Source organism: Hydrogenophaga sp. (assembly GCF_026125785.1).
In the GTDB taxonomy this organism is placed as follows: Bacteria; Pseudomonadota; Gammaproteobacteria; order Burkholderiales; family Burkholderiaceae_C; genus Hydrogenophaga.
This window is the reverse complement of sequence record NZ_JAHCKL010000014.1, coordinates 82104-98635: the sequence shown is the minus strand read 5'-3', so window position 1 is coordinate 98635 and position 16532 is coordinate 82104. Positions and strand designations below refer to the sequence as shown.

The following is a 16532-nucleotide window of genomic DNA, read 5'->3' as shown; positions in this document are numbered from 1 at the left end:
GGCGATTGCCTCCTGGGAACAGACGCGTAGTGTTCTTGAGTTCTTTGAACTGGCGACACGAGAAGCTGAGAGCCTGCCGGAGGAGCAGCGACTGCAGGTTCTCGGACGACTCCAGGAAGCTCGGGCACTCATAGGCCCGGTAAACGCGCTGGAACAGCTCGCACTGTGGAAGTCCCCTCGGGAACGGTAGACCTGCGGCTGCAGGGTATGACCCCTGCGGCTGAACAAACGCAGGGAGCGCAGGTGACCTCGGGCAGGTAGCAGCCCTCCGGCTTTTATCGCGTTACATCATCGGAAATGATAATTTTCATTTCGCAAGATAAAGCGTGATAAGGGGTGGGTGTCCGCAGCGTCCCACCAAGCGCGCGCCCGGCGGCGGGGTTGCGGCGCGACCTGCAGCTCTGTTTTCGCCGCTCCCTCGGCCAAGACACGCAGCCCCGGGGAACTCGAGGCCTGGCTCAGCCTTGTCGAACCCCTCCTGCAATCAAGCGCACATTCAGAGCTGCTGGCCGTGGCGCGTCGCCAGAAAGCACGTCCACGCCCTCCCGAAATTTTGTTCTTATAAATCAACAACTTACGGCATCGATTTGGCCGTTGCAAGAAATAGCTTGCAAAACTGGTCCTCATTGCACGCCTAGACCAGCAAGCCCGAAATCATGGATAGCTAAGTGCTTGATTTATCGGACGGTCCGTTGGCAGGTTCAGAAAGTGCTTTCAATGGCGGTGTCTCCCAGGGAACTCATTCAGGGCAAACACTGCTGTACCGCTTCAGGCAGCTCGTTACCCTGCACCTACAATTCGGTCGCCTCTTCATTTCCTTTGGGCAGCCGTGTGGCAAGCCCGCGAAAGTCATCCATGAAACACTTCCTTTTTTCCCTGAGTCTGGTTGGTGCCGCAGCCCTGGTTGGTTGCGGCAAGTCTGAAGCCCCCGCGCCGGCAGCGGCCCCTGCGCCCGCTGCCGCACCCGCGCCGGCGCCCGCCGAAATGCCCGAGCTGAAGGTCGCGATCGACCCGACCTACGAGCCGTTCACCTTCAAGACCGCCGATGGCAAGCCCACCGGTTTCGACGTGGACATCGCCGAGGCGCTGTGCAGCGAGATCAAGCGCAAGTGCGTGTACGTCGAACAGGTCTGGGACAGCATGATTCCCGGCCTGCAAGCCAAGAAGTACGACGCGATCATCAGCTCGATGTCGATCACCGAGGAACGCCAGCAGGTGGTGGACTTCACGGACAAGTACTACTTCACGCCCAGCCGCATCGTGGTGAAAACCGGCACCGCGTACACCGATCCGGCGTCCCTCAAGGGCAAGAAGATCGGCGTGCTCAAGGGCAGCACGCAGGAAAAGTACGCCATGGGTGAACTCAAGCCCGCTGGCGTGAGCATCGTTCCTTACGAGGCCCAGGACCAGGTGTATCTGGACATCAAGTCCGGCCGTCTGGACGGCACGGTGGCCGATCAGGTGGAGGTCAACGGCGGCTTCCTGAGCAAGCCCGAGGGTGCGGGCTATGGCTTCGTCGGCCCGGTGCTGAACGAGGCCAAGTACTTTGGCACCGGCGTGGGCGTGGCGCTGCGCAAGGACGAAACCGCACTGAAGGACCAGTTGAACGCCGCCATCAAGGCCATCCGCGGCAATGGCGTCTACGAGACGGTGGCCAAGAAGTACTTCGACTTCGACGTGTACGGCAACTAAGCCGTTCCCGTGCTCTCCGGCTACTACGCGTCGATCCTGCAGGGCGCCCTCCTCACGGTGGGCGTCTCGCTGGCCGCGCTGCTGGTGGCCGTGCTGCTGGGTCTGCTGGGCGCCAGCGCGAAGCTCTCTGGCAGGCCCCTCCTGGTGGGCCTGGCCACCGTCTACACCACGCTGGTGCGGGGCGTCCCTGAACTGGTGCTGATGCTGCTGATCTTCTATGGCGGCACGATCGGCCTGAACCACTTGCTGGCGGCGGCGGGCAGCCGGTCTTCGGTGGACATCAACCCCTTCCTGGCGGGGATGCTCACCATCGGGTTCATCTATGGCGCCTACATGACGGAGACTTTCCGGGGCGCCATTCTCTCCATTCCGAAGGGCCAGATGGAGGCCGCCTGGGCCTTTGGCATGGGCCCGCTGCGCACTTTCATGCGCATCACGGCGCCGCAGATGGTGCGCTACGCCCTCCCCGGCTTCACCAACAACTGGCTGGTGCTGATCAAAGCGACCGCGCTGATCAGCCTGATCGGCCTGCAGGAGATGACCTACCTGGCCAAGCAGGCCAGCGCGGCCACGCGCGAGCCGTTCACCTACTTCCTGTTCGCGGCGGTCCTGTTCCTGATCTACACCTCTGTCTCGCTGTGGGTGCTGCGCTGGCTGGACCGGCGTTTCACTGCGGGCGTCAAGCGGGCCCGCGCCTGAGGTGGCCACGATGCGCTGGGACGTCATCTTCCAGGCCAAGAACCTCGCCATGTACGGTGAGGGATTGGTCACCACCCTGTGGCTGCTGCTGTCTTCCCTGGGTGTGGGTGCGGTGCTGGCCCTGTTGTTCGCGCTCGCGCTCACCAGTTCCATCGCTCCGCTGCGCTGGCTTGTCGGGGCCTATACCTATGTGATCCGCGGCACGCCGCTGCTGATCCAGCTCTACCTCATCTACTACGGGCTGGCGCAACTGGAGTGGATCCAGGCGCGCTGGAACGACGTCTGGCCCTGGACGCATTTCAAGGAGCCATTCTTCTGTGCCCTGCTGGCATTCAGCCTGAACACGGCGGGCTACACGGCGGAGATGATCGCGGGCGCGATCCGCGAAACGGCCCCTGGCGAAATCGAGGCGGCCCAGGCCATGGGCATGAGCCGAAGCCAGACCTTGCGGCGCATCGTGCTGCCCAGTGCACTGCGCCGCACTTTGCCGGCCTACAGCAACGAGGTGGTCATGATGCTGCATGCCACCAGCCTGGCGGCCACGGTGCCGGCGATGCTGGATGTGACCGCAGCCGCCAGCCGCATCTATTCCGACTACTATCTGCCGTTCGAGGCCTATATCTTCGCGGCGGCCATCTACCTCACCATCACGTTCAGCCTGGTGGGCCTGTTCAAGCTGGCCGAGCGCCGCTTCCTGGCCCATCTGGCCCCCAGGGCCCATTGAACCGACCCGTTGACGAACACGGCATGCAACGCACCGAACACCCCCTGCTCAGCCCGAGCCTGGGCAGCCAGAAGACCCTGGTGAGCCTGCAGTTCGGCTCGCCGCAGGCACGGCCCAAGGTGTATGTCCAGGCCAGTCTGCATGCCGAGGAACTGCCCGGCATGCTGGTGGCCCATCACCTGCGCGAGCACCTGGAGGCGGCCGAGAAGGCCGGCCGCCTGCGCGGCCAGGTGGTGCTGGTGCCGGCCGCCAACCCGGTCGGGCTGGGGCAGCGTCTCAACCACAAGCCCACCGGCCGTTTCGAATTCGACACCGCTCAGAACTTCAACCGCCACTACCCGGACCTGGCCGAGGCGGTGCAGGCGCAGGCGCTGCGAGACCTGGGGCCCGATGCCCAGGCGAATGTGAGCCTGGTGCGCCAATGGGTCGGCGACTGGCTGCGCGCCTGGCAACCGGCCAGCGAACTGGAGAGCCAGCGCCGCCACCTGATGCTGCTTGCACACGATGCCGACGTGGTGCTGGACCTGCACTGCGACGCGGAATCGGTGATGCACCTGTACAGCGAGCAGGCCTGCTGGCCACCGCTGGAGCCGCTGGCCCGGCTGCTGGGTTGCCAGGCGGTGCTGCTGGCGCGTGAATCGGGCGGCGGACCGTTCGATGAACGGCTTTCCGGCCTCTGGTGGCGCCTGGCCGAGGCCTTGCGGCAGGCGGGGCGCGATGCGCCGCTGCCGCAGGGCTGCGCCAGCACCACCGTGGAGTTGCGGGGCGAGGCCGAGGTCTCGCATGCCTTGGCCCGGCAGGATGCCCAGGCGGTGCTGGATTTTCTGGCCCATGCCGGTGTGCTCGGCACCGCATCTGGCGCCCTGCCTGCGCTGCCTGCCCTGCCCTGCGAGCCCACGCCGCTGGCGGGGTCGCAGACGCTGCGCTCGCCCCTGCCCGGCCTGCTGGTCTTCCTGGTCGCACCGGGCGAGCGTGTCGCGGTGGGCGATGTGGTGGCCGAGGTGATCGACCCCACGGCCACCGGGGCTGCGCGCGTGCACACCGTGCGCGCGGAGGTTGGCGGCGTGCTGTACGCCCGCGTGCGCGAGCGGTATGTGCATGCGGGTGGCGAGGTCGGCAAGATCGCTGGTGCCACCCCCTTCCGTTCCGGCGATCTGCTGGGTGCCTGAGACAAGAAACCTATGACCGCCGACACCACAACACCGTCCCCGAACACCCCGGCCCCTCGTCCGCTGCTGGAAGTCATCGACATCCACAAGCGTTTTGGCAGCAACGAAGTGCTCAAGGGGGTGTCGCTGCAGGCGCGCGCGGGCGACGTCATCAGCCTCATCGGCAGTTCCGGATCGGGCAAGAGCACGCTGCTGCGCTGCATCAACCTGCTGGAGCATCCCAACGCGGGGCGCATCGTGCTCGGCGGCGAAGAGTTGCAGCTCAAGGCCGACCGCCACGGTGAGTTGCGCGCGGTCCAGGCGGCGCAGCTCCAGCGCCTGCGCACCAAGCTGGCCATGGTGTTCCAGCACTTCAATCTGTGGGCGCACATGACGGTGCTGCAGAACATCATCGAGGCACCGGTGCACGTGCTCGGCGTGCCCAGGGAGCAGGCGGTGGCCACCGCGCGCCGTTACCTGGAGCGCGTGGGCCTGCGGGGCGTCGAAGACCGCTACCCCTCGCACATGAGCGGTGGTCAGCAGCAACGCGTGGCGATTGCGCGTGCGTTGGCGGTGGAGCCGGACGTGATGCTGTTCGACGAACCCACCAGCGCGCTGGACCCCGAACTGGTCGGCGAAGTGCTGCGGGTGATGAAGCTGCTGGCCGAGGAAGGCCGCACCATGGTGGTGGTCACGCACGAGATGGGCTTCGCGCGCGAGGTGTCCTCGCACCTGGTGTTCCTGCACCAGGGCTGCATCGAGGAACAAGGCGTGCCGCGCGAGGTGCTGGCCAACCCGCGCAGCGAGCGGTTGGCCCAGTTCCTCAAGGGCAACCTCAAGTAGCGCTCAGCAGTTCGCGCATGGCCGCGATGCTGTGGGCGATCGCCACGTCGGGATCGCCGCTGGCGGGGTCGAGGTAGTCGATCTCCAGCGCCAGCAGGCCGTCGTAGCCATGGCGGCGCAATTCACCGAACGCGCCGCGCAGGTCGATCAGGCCGGTGCCCAGCGGCACGCTGGGCCAGAAACCGAAATCGCGCGGACTGCCGCCACCGCGGCGCGCGGTGATGTCCTTGACGTGGGTGGCTCGCGCGAAGGGGGCGAGCTTGCGGATCGCCTCGCTGGGGTCCTCCAGCATGCGCAGGTTGTTCGCCGTGTCCAGACACACGCCCAGCCAGGGCGAGTCGAAAGCCTGGACCAGGTCCACCAGTTCGTCGGCCAGAAAGTCGATGTGGTTCTCGATCGCCAGCACCACGCCCCGCCGCTGCGCGTGCGCCACCGCGTCGTCCAGCAGGGGCATCAGGCGCGCCTTGTGCTCGCCCCAGTCGGCGATGCGGGTGCGGCGGCCACCGCAGCAGATGCGCATGACGGGCGCGCCCACGTCGGCGGCGATGTCGGTATGCCGCTTCAGGTCGGCCACCTCTTGGGGGGCGTTGCCGGAATGCAGGCCCGAGGGATGACCCCAGGCCCAGACGCAAGCCAGGCTCAGCGCCTCCAGTTCGCGGCGCATGGCGTCTATAGCGGCGGACGAGGTATCGGACACGAAGCAGGACTCGATGGACACCCCCGCCACGCCCAGGCCATGTGCGCGCCGCAGGAAGTCCGAGATGCTCATGCGCTGGCCGGGATCGCTTTCCAGGCCAGGGTAGATTTCACCGAAGTAGCGGTGGTAGCTGTAGGAGTCGATGGCAGGTGTCATGGTTTGGCCGCGCGCTCGGCGGGCAGGAGCTCAAGGCTGGAGGACCAGGTGGCGGGGTTCATGTTCAAGGCGCGGTACTGCACGCCCACCCAGGCGTCGCTCATGTCGCGGTAGCGGCTGGAAAACACGTTGCCGCTTTGGCCGGTCTGGTAGATGAAGCGGGAGTTGTCCAGGTCGGACAGGTCGTAGATGGCGCGCAGGCTGGCGGCGTGGCGGTTGGCGTAGGGCGCGTCCAGCTTGTCGAGGTGGTACTGACCCACGTTCACGGTGAAAGGGTCGCCGCCCGTGGACGTGCGCACCTCGAAGAAGCGCGCCAACGGCTTGACGTTGCTGAACGGCCGGTGAATGGAGATGGCGGGGTGCGCGTCGCCCCAGCGCCAGGCGGCCACGTCGCCGCCATGCACTTTCTGCAGCCGCTCCAGCGCATCGTCCAGCGCCGCCGTGCTCGCCGCGACGCAGCCACCGCTGCCACACCAGCTCGCGTCGTTGCGCTCCAGGATGCCCTCCACCGCGTTGCGGAACAGGCGCTTGCCGTACAGGGACTCAAAGCGCTCCTTGCCCAGGCGCGCACCGATGACCTGGCGGGTGAACGAATCGATCCAGGCGGAATAGATCAGGGGCGCGGCCCGGTCGGCGCGCATCTCGCCGTCGAAATCGCGCAAGGCTGCCTGGGCCGCGCCGGCCAGCGGGTGGGTCGACGGCGTTTTCTGCAGGAAAGGCAGCAGGCGCAGCGTGGCGGCCGAACGCTGGTCGCCGTGCATGGCCTGGAACGAGCCGACGCTGTGCCGGGGCGTGGCGGCCAGCAGCGCCTCGATGCGCTCCTGCCGGTAGGGCGGCGCCCAGTCCTGGGTCAGGAAAAACGGGTAGTCGGCACCATGGATGCGCTGGTTGGCGGTAGCGATCCAGCCGCGCGCGCCGTCGTCCTGCGGTGTGTCGGCGTAGGGCAGCCAGCCGGTCCAGTCGTAGCGGGCGTCCCAACCGGGCGCCGGTGCCACGCCCCTGATGTCGTTGTCCGGACCGCGCAGCGGCACCTTGCCGGCGGCCTTGTAGAAGATGCGCCCGCTGCGGTCGGCCATCACCACGTTCTGCATCGGCGCGTCGAAGTCCCGCAGGGCCGTGAGCAGTTCGTCCACCGAACGCACGCGGTTGGCGGCCAGCGTCGCCACCACGTTGCGGTTGTCCGGCTCCAGTGCCGTCCAGCGCAGGGACAGCACGAAGCGCTGGGTGTTCATCACCTGCGCGTGCAAGGCCTGCGCGTCGCTGAGCACCGGTCCGTGGCGGGTGCTGCGCACGGTGTGGCTCACATCGGCCTGGCCCTTGACCCGGATGGTCTCGACACGGGTGCTGAAGTCGGCCCAGGCGGGTTCGCTGCCCGGCGCCGGCACGCGGTATTGCGCCGGATTGGCCGGGTTGATCTGCTCCAGGTAGAGGTCCTGCACGTCTGGCCCGGTGTTGGTGAATCCCCAGGCCACCTCGGTGGTGCGGCCCAGCACCACAAAGGGCGTGCCCGGCAGCGTGGCGCCCATCACGTCCATGCCGGCGATGCCATCGGCCTCGGGGGCCTGCAGGCGCGCGAAGTACCAGATGGCCGGCGCGCTCAGGCCCAGGTGTGGGTCATTGGCGAGCAAAGGCTTGCCCGAAACCGTGCGCGTGCCAGCCACCACCCAGTTGTTCGAACCCTTGCCCTCCACGTTGCCCAGTTCCCGGGCCCAGTCCTGCAGGTCGCGGCCGATACGGGCGTAGATGCCCTCGCCGGCCAGTTCGGGGGGCAGCGCGCTGGTGCTCGTCCTGGGTCCTTCGCGGTAGACGCCCAGGCCTCGGTAGAGCGCGGCCAGGTCGGCTTTCGAGGCCGGGGCTTCTCCCGGGTACGGCGGGAACAGCTCCCACAGAGCCGGGGTGTCCAGCACCTGGAGCGCTGCCAGGCGCGCAAACTCGTTGCCCCAGTTGCCGCCCAGATCCAGCGCCATCATGATGGACCAGCCCACGCTGTCCAGCGGGTCCCAGTAGGTGCCGGCGCGCGCCGCTTCGGCAGGGTCCGTGCCCAGCACCACGAACTCCGGCGTGAGCGTGCGGTCGCCCTGGGCAAAGAAGGCGTTGATCCCGGCGCTGTAGGCCTGCAGCGCCGCCTGCGCATCGGACGGCAGGCGTGCGTACTGCGCGCGCGCCGCCTCGCGTATGCCCAGGGTGCGCATGAGCCGGTCGGTCTCCAGCGTCGCCGGGCCCAGCACTTCGGACAGCGTGCCCCGCATCACGCGGCGGTTGAACTCCAGTTGCCAGCCGCGCTCCTGCGCATGCACGTAGCCCAGCGCCATCCAGGCGTCCTGCGGCTTGCGGGCGAGGATGTGCGTGACGTCGCTGGCATCGCGCTTGACCTGCACGGGGGCCGACAGGCCGGAGAGCACCAGGCTGCCCGAGGTCTGCGGGAGGCTGCGCTGGACATAGAACGCCAGCAGCGCGACCAGCAACACCAACACGAAGCCCAGCAGGGCGGCAAGTCGTTTGATCCAGCGCACGGGAGTCTCCTTGTCGAGCCAGCCCGCCGGCGGGCCCCTCGTCTGTTGTCTTGGTCGGCTGCGTCAGTCGGTGTGGTGGATCAGCCCGCGGCCCAGCGTCATGGTGCCGTCCACCAGACGGAAGCTCACCGTGGGCGCACTGAAGTCGGTGAACGGCGCGCCCATGGCGATCTCGCCGTCGCTGTGCAGCAGGCACTCCTGGCGGCGCAGTGAAATGGCGTTGTCGCCACCCGCGAAGCGCACCCAGGTGCCGTAGCTGCTCACGTCTTCGAGCACGTAGTTGCCCGAGCGGATGTCGATGTTGGCGTGCATGCGCGAGACGCGCGGGTCGCTCACCACGAAATCCGCCTCCGGCACACGCCCGATCTTCACCGGCAGGTCGGTGATGTTGAACGCGTGCGTCGCATCCAGCCACACCAGTTCGATGCCCCCGAACACGGATTCGGACGACTTGTGCAACGCGTGCAGATCCGCCGGCAGCGTGAGGAACTCCGAGAGCATCTCCGGCTGCCATTCGACGCGAAACACCTCGCACGGCTCTACCCTGCCCTTGATGCGCATCGGCCCCAGGCTGCGGCTGCGCACACCGCTGCGCGGGTCGAGTTTGCGGATCACGGTGTCGGTGGCCATGATCTGCTCGGGGCCAGCCAGGTCGCTCAGGCGCGACGCCACGTTCACCGCATCGCCGAAGCAGTCGCCATCGACCACGACCACCTGGCCGCGTGCCATGCCGATCTGCATCATGAGTTTGAGACGGTTGGGCCATTGGGCCACGCGCTTGGCGTGCTCCTGCTGGATCTGCACCATCGCGTCGACCGCGTTGCGGTTGTTCGCGAAAGACAGCAGCACGCCGTCGCCCAGCATCTTGACCACCGTACCCCCGTTCTCCACGCCCATGGTGCCTATCCACTGCGTGAGCTTGGTGACGGCCTTGGTGGCGCGGTCGTTACCGAGTGTTTCAAACACGGACACGCTGCCGGTCAGGTCGACAAAAGCAATAGTCAGTTCGGCCATGGGAACAGGGGGAAAGGAGTGAATTACATCACACTACCCCCCGTATTAGAGAGCGCTCTCGGTGCACCACCCCCATCTGTGGGGTACTCAGTCGCGGCCGCGCAACCCCATCAAAGCAGGCCGGAGGGCCTCGTGCCTGCGACGCCTTCTTCATCCTTTGCATCAAAAGGTACTACACACCTCGCGCCAGTTCTCAAAAACCACCAGCAAACATTTGATTTATCTGTTGTTTTTCTATTTGAATGCAAAATATGTCATTGCGAGCCCATGGATACGAAAGGTATCCTGCAACCAATTTCTACAAAGTCGTTGAGGCCACTTCATGCGCTGGTTCAAACCCGGTATCCGTAACAGCATCTCCGCTTTGCTGGGACCCGACGCGCGCCGCGACTCCACCGAAGCACTGGAGCCCGTGCGCGAAGCCATGCTCGCCGTCCTGGGCGAAGAAGGTGCCAAGGCCAGCCCGCAACTGACCCGCAAGCTCAAGTACCTGCACGATGCCCACGCACTGTGGTTCGCGCGCGCCGAAATCGTGGCCGTGCTCAGCCAATTGCATGGCGAAGCCCTGGCGGTGCACCGGGTGCAAAGCCTCTCGCCCATGTTCCAGGGCCACGTGCCGCGCAGCCTGATCGACGCCTGCCGCCTGCGCCGCTGAACCCCGGGGCCGCGATGCGGCCCTTCAGTGGTGATGGTCGTGGTGGTGCACGTGTCCCCAGTAGAGCAACGCGTCGCGGCCTTCCACCAGCAGTTCCACCTCTCGCCCGACCGGCAGCAGCACCTTGGTCGGTACATGGCCGAACGGCAGGCCTGTGAACACGGGTGTGCGCGTCTGCGTGCGCAGCCAGTCCACCACCGTCTGCAGCTTGAAACCGCGGTCGTAGCCCGGCACGAGCTTGTACCGGTTGAAGGCCCCGAGCAGCACCGCCCTCTGCCGTCCCAGGATGCCGGCGTTCAGCAGTTGCGTGAGCTGCCGCTCGATGCGGTAGGGGTGCTCATTGGCGTCTTCCAGAAACAGGATGCCGCCCTCGACGACCGGCAGGTGGGGCGTGCCCACCAGCGCGCAGATCACGTTGAGGTTGCCGCCCCAGAGCGTGCCGCTGCCGACGCGCCAGGGCTTGTCACGCTGCGGGTCGCTCGCCGGCAGGCGCCAGCCCGCGCCTTCGCCCTGCCCTTGCAGCAGGTCGTCAAAGCAGGCCTCCATGATGTCGTCCGGCGCCTCGGCGCCAAAGTCCTCGCCCAGGGCCGGTCCGGCCCAGGTGGTGCTGCCGGTCCGCGCCAGCAGCGCCATCTGCAGCGCGGTGAAGTCGCTCAGGCCGACGAAATGCGTGCCCCGCTCGATGGCCTTGGCCATGGCCTTGAACGGCAACTGCCCCAGGATGCGCGTGAGGCCGTAGCCGCCGCGCGAGATCAACGCCACGTCGGCGCCGCTGGCCGCGGCGCGGGCGATGGCCGCCAGGCGGGTTTCGTCGTCGCCGGCGAAACGCATGTGGTGCTGCAACGCCGCTTCGTCCACCTCCACGTCATGTCCCAGCGCCTTGAGCCGGGCCAGGCCACGGCGGAAGGCGGCCTTGTCGCGCACCGCGCTGGAGGGGGAATAGATGTAGATATGGCTCATGGTGGCGGCAACGGCAAGCGCAAAAGGCGCTGATTATCCGGCGGGATGGAAATGCCGCACGGCGGCCCGCGCGATGTCCGCGCCGTGCTCCTGCACGAAGTGGCCCGCCTGCGGCAGCAGCAGCGGCGGCGGGCAGCCACGGATGCCGGCATGCAGCGCGCGCATCACGGGCTCGCCCAGCACGGGATCCTGCTGGCCTATGGCCATGAGGCTGCGGCCGGCCCACTGCTCACGCCAGAAGTCGCGCGCGCGGCGCGAGACGGCGGCGCCTTCGTCGTCGGCCAGCTCCGGCACCATGGGGGGAAAGGCGCGCAGCGCGGCGCGGTGGCCCCGGTCGGGGAACGGTGCGTTGTAGGCGGCGCACTCCGCCTCGCTCATCTGCGGGTTGCCGCGTGCGAACAGGCGCGCAACGTCGAAATCAGGCCGGCTGGCGCACATCTCGCGCCAGGCCAGAAAACCGGGCGAGAGCGGCGCGTCCCCACAAGCCAGCGTGGTGTTCATCACCAGCAGGCCGGCGTAGCGCGCCGGCGCCTCCATGGGCAGCGTGAGCCCGAGCAGGCCGCCCCAGTCCTGCACCACCAGCACGACCCGGCGCAGGTCCAGCCGCTCCACGAGCTCCAGCAGCACCTGGCGGTGCCAGAGGAAGTGGTGCGCGCTGTCCTTCTTGGGTTTGTCGCTGCGCCCAAAACCGATCAGGTCTGGCGCGACCACGCGGTCGCCCGCGCCCAGGAACACCGGGATCATGTGGCGGTAGAGGTAGCTCCATGCCGGGTTGCCGTGCAGGCACAGCCAGGTCAGCGACGCGTCGGCGGGTCCCTCGTCGAGGTGGTGCAGGCGCAGGCCCTGCAGCGCCGGCAGGTCGCTCAGGTAGCGCGGCGCCCAGGGGTAGCCGGGCAGGTCCTTGAAGCGGTCGTCCGGCGTGCGCAGGGCGTCATCGCGCAGCGGATGCGGGTTGCCGCCGCGCCGCTCCTTGAAGAAGTCCCTGAGCATCTCGGAGCAAGCCTCGGCCAGCACACCACCCCGCACCTCGGTCTGGTGGTTCAGGCGCGGCTGCGCAAAGAGGTCGAGCACCGAACCCGCCGCACCGGTCTTGGGGTCCGTGGCGCCGAACACCACGCGGGCCAGGCGCGCGTGCAGCATCGCCCCACTGCACATGGCACAGGGTTCGAGGGTCACGTAAAGCGTGCAGCCGTCGAGCCGGTAATTGCCGAGCGTCCGTGCCGCCTCGCGCAGCGCCACCACCTCGGCATGCGCGGTGGGGTCGTGGCTGCCGATGGGGTGGTTGCGGCCAGTGGCGATGACCTGCCCGTCACGCACCACCACGGCCCCCACAGGCACCTCGCCCGCCTCGGCGGCGGCATGGGCCTGCGCCAGCGCCAACTGCATGAAGTCTTCGTCGGACGGCGGCTGGGCTGGGCACATGGGGTCGAGTGTAGGCCACGGTCTCTGGCATGATCCCGGGTTCTCCTGGTTTTCCCTGATTGCCCATGCCCACTCGCCGCTGGGAGCTCGACGCCCTGCGCGGCCTGATGCTCGTCCTGATGACGCTGACCCACATGCCCACGAGGTTCTCGTTGCCCATGGGCCAGCCACTGGGCTTCGTGTCGGCGGCCGAGGGCTTTGTCTTCCTGTCGGCCTTCATGGCGGGCCGCGTCTATGGCCGCCGGGGCCGGCGCGACGGCTGGCCCGCCATGCAAGAGGCCTTCTTGCACCGCGCCGCGCGCCTCTACCTCTGCCAGCTCGGCCTGCTGCTGCTGGCCTTCACGCTGATCGCCTGGCTGGGGCAGCGCAACCACCAGGGCGGCGCCACCGGCCTGCTGGAATTCTTTTTCATCGACCCTTCGACGGCGGTAATCGGCGCCGCGCTGCTGCTGCACAACCCGCCTCTGCTGGACATCCTGCCCCTGTACATCGTGTTCATGCTGCTCAGCCCCTGGCTGCTGCGCCGGGGCCTGAGCGTGGGTTGGCGCGGCGTGCTCGGCATCAGCGGGCTGCTCTGGCTGGCCGAGCAATGGGGGCTGGGGCAGGCCTCGCATGGCGCCCTCGCCGCCTGGCTGGCGCTGCCCATCCCCTACAGCGAAACGGGGGCGTTCCATCTGCTGGCCTGGCAAGCGCTGTGGGTGGTCGGCCTGTGGCTGGGCGCGCGCGATGCCCCCCTGCCGCGCGTGCCCCTGTGGGTGCTGCTGCCGGCGGTGCTGTACGCCAGCGGCATGCTGTTGTGGCGCCACATGGTGGGCCAGGACCCCATGCCTGGCGTACCGGCGGTGGCGCTGCTGTTCGACAAATGGTCCCTGGGACCGTTGCGCATGCTCAATGTGGCCAGCCTTGCGGTCTTGCTGGTGGCAGCCGGCCCCTGGATCTCCCGCGCCTTGCCGCGCCCCGTGCCGCTGGAGCTGCTGGGCCGCCACAGCCTGGCGGTGTTCTGCGCCCACCTCGTCATCACCCTGCTCACCCTCGCCTTCTTCGGCTCGACCGAGGTGATCCGCCCCTGGCGCAGCGACGGGGTGCTGTTGCTGGGGGCATTCGCTGGTCTTTTTGCGGTGGCCCTGCTCGCCGAACGGCGAGGCCCAGTTGCAAAAGAATGTAGACCCGGGCCCTGGGCCGGGGCCCGGCGGGAACTTTAGGCCTCGCCCGGCGCCCCACCAGGGCGGGCGTTTTCCTTGGCGCCCGCCTCCGACCTGGATGGATGAAGGACCGATGAGCACGAGCGACCGTCGGTGGGAACTGGATGCGCTGCGCGGCCTGATGCTCGTGCTGATGACACTGACCCACCTGCCCACGAACCTGGCCGGCCCCACCGGACAGCCGCTGGGCTTCGTCTCGGCGGCCGAGGGCTTCGTGCTGCTCTCGGCCTACATGGCCGGCAAGGTCTATGCGGGCAAGGCCCGCAGGCAGGGCGACGCGACCATGACCACCGCCTTCCTGCTGCGTGCGCTCAAGCTCTACGCCTGCCAGATCGCGCTGCTGCTGTTCGCCTTCACCGTGATCGCCGGCATCGGCCTGCTGCTGCGCGAAGGCGCCGTCACCAGCCTGCTCGGCTTCTACCTGGAAAAGCCCACGCTGGCGCTGGTGGGTGCGGCGCTGCTGCTCTACAACCCGGCTCTGCTGGACATCCTGCCCATCTACATCCTGTTCATGCTGGCGAGCCCGCTGGTGCTGCTGCATGGCAACGCCCACGGCTGGCGAGGCGTACTCGCCCTCAGCCTGGCGGTGTGGTTCGGCGCCCAGTTCGGCCTGGGCCCGGCGGCCTATCACCTGGCCACCGGCTGGTTCGACATGCCGCTGCGCTACCGCGACATGGGGGCCTTCGAGACCCTGGCGTGGCAATTCCTGTGGGTGCTGGGCCTGTGGCTGGGCTCCCTGCACAGCCAGCCCGGCGCGGCACCCACGCGCTTCCCGCGCTGGATGGTCGCTGCCGCCCTGGCGCTGGCCCTGGTGGCCTTCGTCTGGCGGCACGGGGTGGGCCAGACACCGGTGCCCGGCCTCTCACCCGTCAACCTCATGTTCGACAAGTGGCACCTGGGTCCGCTGCGGCTGCTCAATGTGATGGCCTTGCTGGTGCTGGCGATGCACTTCGCGCCCTGGCTGCGGCGCGAGCTGCCCCGCTGGGGCGTGCTGGAAACCCTGGGACGGGCGGCGCTGCCGGTGTTCTGCGCGCACCTGGTGGTGGCGCTGCTGGCGCTGGCGCTGTTCGGCTCTGCGCAGCCGCAGCGACCCTGGTCTGTGGACCTGCTGATCCTGTTCGTGGGCTTCTACGCACTCTGGCTGGTGGCCCGGGTCACCCTGGCCCGCGAACGCCGCCACCACGCCCGGCCACCACGGGCACCGGTCCGCGTGGCGGCAGTCAGCCCTTGAGGTGCTGCGCGATCAGCTGCCGCCAGAGGCTGTAGCCCTGCGCATTGAGATGCAGGCGGTCGTCGGAAAACAGCTCGGGGCGCGGCTGGCCCTGGGCATCGATCATCAGCGAGAAGACATCGATGAAGTCCAGGCGAGGCTCGGTCTGGCTGTAGATCTCGATGCGCTCGTTGGCCTCGCGCACCGCCGGTATCAGGTGGGCGCGCAAGGGGCTGGGCTTGATGGAGACGAAGGCGATGCGGCTCTCGGGCAACGCGTCCTTGACGGCCTGCACAAAGGCAACGAAGCGTTCGGCCACCTGCTGCGGCGAGGCACCCTCGGCGATGTCGTTCTCTCCGGCGTACACCACCACCAGCCTGGGCTGGTAGGGCAGCACCAGCCGGTCCACCAGCTTCACGCAATCCAGCAGCTGCGACCCGCCGAACCCGCGCTTGATGACCACCGGCTGGTCGGCAAAGCTGGTCTCCAGGTCGTTCCACAGGCGGATGGAGGAACTGCCCACGAACACCACGCCACCCGGCGCAGGCGCGCGCAAGCGATCGGCCGCCGCGAAGGCATCCAGGCTGGGCTGCCAGCGCGGGTCCACGGCACTGGCGGCGGCCGGCGCCAGTGCGGCCACCTGTGTGGGCGCCTGCGTCTGGGCCTGCCCGGGCAGGGCCATGCCCGCGAGGGACAGGCAGACCCCCAGGCGGGTCAGGCGGCGCGGAAGAAAGCGGTTCGATGGCATGGGGCAGCGCAGGGAAGGCGGGCGAGGAAGTGGATCGCGACGGGCCGGGAGAAGTTCTGGAGCGCAGTGTAAAGACACCACCCGCTCAGGAGGCCTCGCCAAGCCCCAGGCGGCGCATCCAGCCGGCCAGCGCGCGTTCGTCGGCGTTGCCGCCGTCGTAAGCCGCCAGCATGGCGGCATGGGCTTCGGGCCGGTGCTGGTTGAGCTTGATCTTGCACTGCAGCGCGGTCACGCGGAACTCGAAGGCGGCAATGCCTTGCATGAGGCGCTGCTGGAAGTCCTCGTCCAGCGCGCGCCACTGCGCAGCGTAGGCTGGGTCGTGGTCATGGATGAGGTGCTTGAGCAGGCGGTCCTTGTCGCCGAAACCGCTGACCTCGCGCGCCTGCACGGTCGCGTGCACCGCCAGGTAGTTCCAGGTCGGCACGCGGGCCAGGTCGGGGTAGACGCGCGGCGTCATGTAGGCCTGTGGCCCGAGGAAGGTCACCACCGCCTGGGGACGGGCCCGCAGGTAGGCGGCATGCGGGTTGGGCCGCGCCACGTGGCCCAGCAGCACCAGCCCGCCACCCTCTTCCTCCAGCAGGTGCAGCGGCAGGTGGGTGACGAAGGGCACGCCCTCGTCGTCGTTGGAGATCAGGCTGGCAAAGGGATGCGAGCGCATGAGCTCGCGGGCCATGCCCGGGTCCTTGGCGGCGAATGAGGGCGGCAGGTACATAGAGAGAGTGGCCGGCAGTTGGCGTCACAGGGCAGTGTAGATGAGCACAAGCCCTACTTGATCTGTATCAAACGCAGCCCGATTCTTCAGCGGAGAGCGGCCTGCCAACCTTGAACCCGCTCCGGCCCTGTGGTCCT

The 16532-nt window shown here is 67.9% G+C and carries 16 protein-coding genes; 9 read left to right on the top strand and 7 right to left on the bottom strand.

Annotation, left to right across the window (positions count from 1 at the left end):
• The 6 genes from KIT53_RS14010 to KIT53_RS13985 form a co-directional block, all read left to right on the top strand.
• Window positions 1-190: hypothetical protein (locus tag KIT53_RS14010; protein ID WP_297753446.1), on the top strand; the 190-nt coding region annotated here is incomplete at its 5' end.
• A 665-nt stretch (window positions 191-855) separates the two neighbouring features.
• Window positions 856-1692 carry an ABC transporter substrate-binding protein gene (locus KIT53_RS14005; RefSeq protein WP_297753444.1) on the top strand — a complete coding sequence of 279 codons (837 nt, stop codon included), beginning with the start codon at window positions 856-858 and terminating at the stop codon, window positions 1690-1692.
• Between the two features lie 9 nt (window positions 1693-1701).
• Window positions 1702-2391, top strand: a complete 690-nt coding sequence (locus KIT53_RS14000; RefSeq protein ID WP_297753442.1) for an ABC transporter permease — start codon at window positions 1702-1704, stop codon at window positions 2389-2391.
• 10 nt (window positions 2392-2401) lie between these two features.
• The gene (locus KIT53_RS13995; protein WP_297753440.1) at window positions 2402-3115 is read left to right on the top strand and encodes an ABC transporter permease subunit; all 714 of its coding nucleotides are present in this window, start codon (window positions 2402-2404) and stop codon (window positions 3113-3115) included.
• A 23-nt stretch (window positions 3116-3138) separates the two neighbouring features.
• Window positions 3139-4284 carry a succinylglutamate desuccinylase/aspartoacylase family protein gene (locus KIT53_RS13990; protein ID WP_297753439.1) on the top strand — a complete coding sequence of 382 codons (1146 nt, stop codon included), beginning with the start codon at window positions 3139-3141 and terminating at the stop codon, window positions 4282-4284.
• Window positions 4285-4296: 12 nt separating this feature from the next.
• The gene (locus KIT53_RS13985; RefSeq protein ID WP_297753438.1) at window positions 4297-5106 is read left to right on the top strand and encodes an ATP-binding cassette domain-containing protein; all 810 of its coding nucleotides are present in this window, start codon (window positions 4297-4299) and stop codon (window positions 5104-5106) included.
• On the opposite strand, the gene KIT53_RS13980 is transcribed toward KIT53_RS13985, so the two are convergent.
• The 3 genes from KIT53_RS13980 to KIT53_RS13970 form a co-directional block, all read right to left on the bottom strand.
• Window positions 5099-5959: a sugar phosphate isomerase/epimerase family protein gene (locus tag KIT53_RS13980; protein ID WP_297753437.1), complete on the bottom strand. Its 861-nt coding sequence runs from the start codon at window positions 5957-5959 to the stop codon at window positions 5099-5101. The genes KIT53_RS13985 and KIT53_RS13980 overlap by 8 nt on opposite strands.
• Window positions 5956-8472 carry a penicillin acylase family protein gene (locus KIT53_RS13975; RefSeq protein WP_297753436.1) on the bottom strand — a complete coding sequence of 839 codons (2517 nt, stop codon included), beginning with the start codon at window positions 8470-8472 and terminating at the stop codon, window positions 5956-5958. Before KIT53_RS13975 ends, KIT53_RS13980 begins: the two co-directional genes overlap by 4 nt.
• A gap of 63 nt (window positions 8473-8535) precedes the next feature.
• Complete coding sequence (locus KIT53_RS13970; protein ID WP_297753435.1) at window positions 8536-9486, bottom strand: adenylate/guanylate cyclase domain-containing protein; 951 nt, start codon at window positions 9484-9486, stop codon at window positions 8536-8538.
• Between the two features lie 322 nt (window positions 9487-9808).
• On the opposite strand from KIT53_RS13970, the gene KIT53_RS13965 reads away from it, so the two are divergent.
• The gene (locus KIT53_RS13965) at window positions 9809-10141 is read left to right on the top strand and encodes a hypothetical protein (RefSeq protein ID WP_297753434.1); all 333 of its coding nucleotides are present in this window, start codon (window positions 9809-9811) and stop codon (window positions 10139-10141) included.
• A gap of 24 nt (window positions 10142-10165) precedes the next feature.
• Here KIT53_RS13965 and KIT53_RS13960 read toward each other — a convergent pair whose 3' ends face one another.
• Window positions 10166-11101 (bottom strand): LD-carboxypeptidase, encoded by a 936-nt coding sequence (locus KIT53_RS13960; protein ID WP_297753433.1) that lies wholly within the window; start codon window positions 11099-11101, stop codon window positions 10166-10168.
• 33 nt (window positions 11102-11134) lie between these two features.
• Entirely contained in the window at window positions 11135-12523 is a 1389-nt protein-coding gene (gene tadA / locus KIT53_RS13955) for a tRNA adenosine(34) deaminase TadA (protein WP_297753432.1), read from the bottom strand.
• Window positions 12524-12588: 65 nt separating this feature from the next.
• Here tadA and opgC (KIT53_RS13950) point away from each other — a divergent pair, with 65 nt between their 5' ends.
• Window positions 12589-13725: an OpgC domain-containing protein gene (gene opgC, locus KIT53_RS13950; protein ID WP_297753431.1), complete on the top strand. Its 1137-nt coding sequence runs from the start codon at window positions 12589-12591 to the stop codon at window positions 13723-13725.
• Window positions 13726-13798: 73 nt separating this feature from the next.
• Entirely contained in the window at window positions 13799-14956 is a 1158-nt protein-coding gene (opgC, locus tag KIT53_RS13945) for an OpgC domain-containing protein (protein WP_297753430.1), read from the top strand.
• On the opposite strand, the gene KIT53_RS13940 is transcribed toward opgC (KIT53_RS13945), so the two are convergent.
• Together KIT53_RS13940 and KIT53_RS13935 are read right to left on the bottom strand one after the other, a co-directional pair.
• Window positions 14946-15683, bottom strand: coding sequence for an SGNH/GDSL hydrolase family protein (locus tag KIT53_RS13940; RefSeq protein WP_297753429.1), 738 nt, complete (start codon window positions 15681-15683; stop codon window positions 14946-14948). The two genes, opgC (KIT53_RS13945) and KIT53_RS13940, sit on opposite strands and share 11 nt — an antisense overlap.
• Before the next feature lie 85 nt (window positions 15684-15768).
• Complete coding sequence (locus KIT53_RS13935; RefSeq protein ID WP_297753428.1) at window positions 15769-16395, bottom strand: FMN-binding negative transcriptional regulator; 627 nt, start codon at window positions 16393-16395, stop codon at window positions 15769-15771.
• Between the last annotated feature and the right edge of the window lie 137 nt (window positions 16396-16532).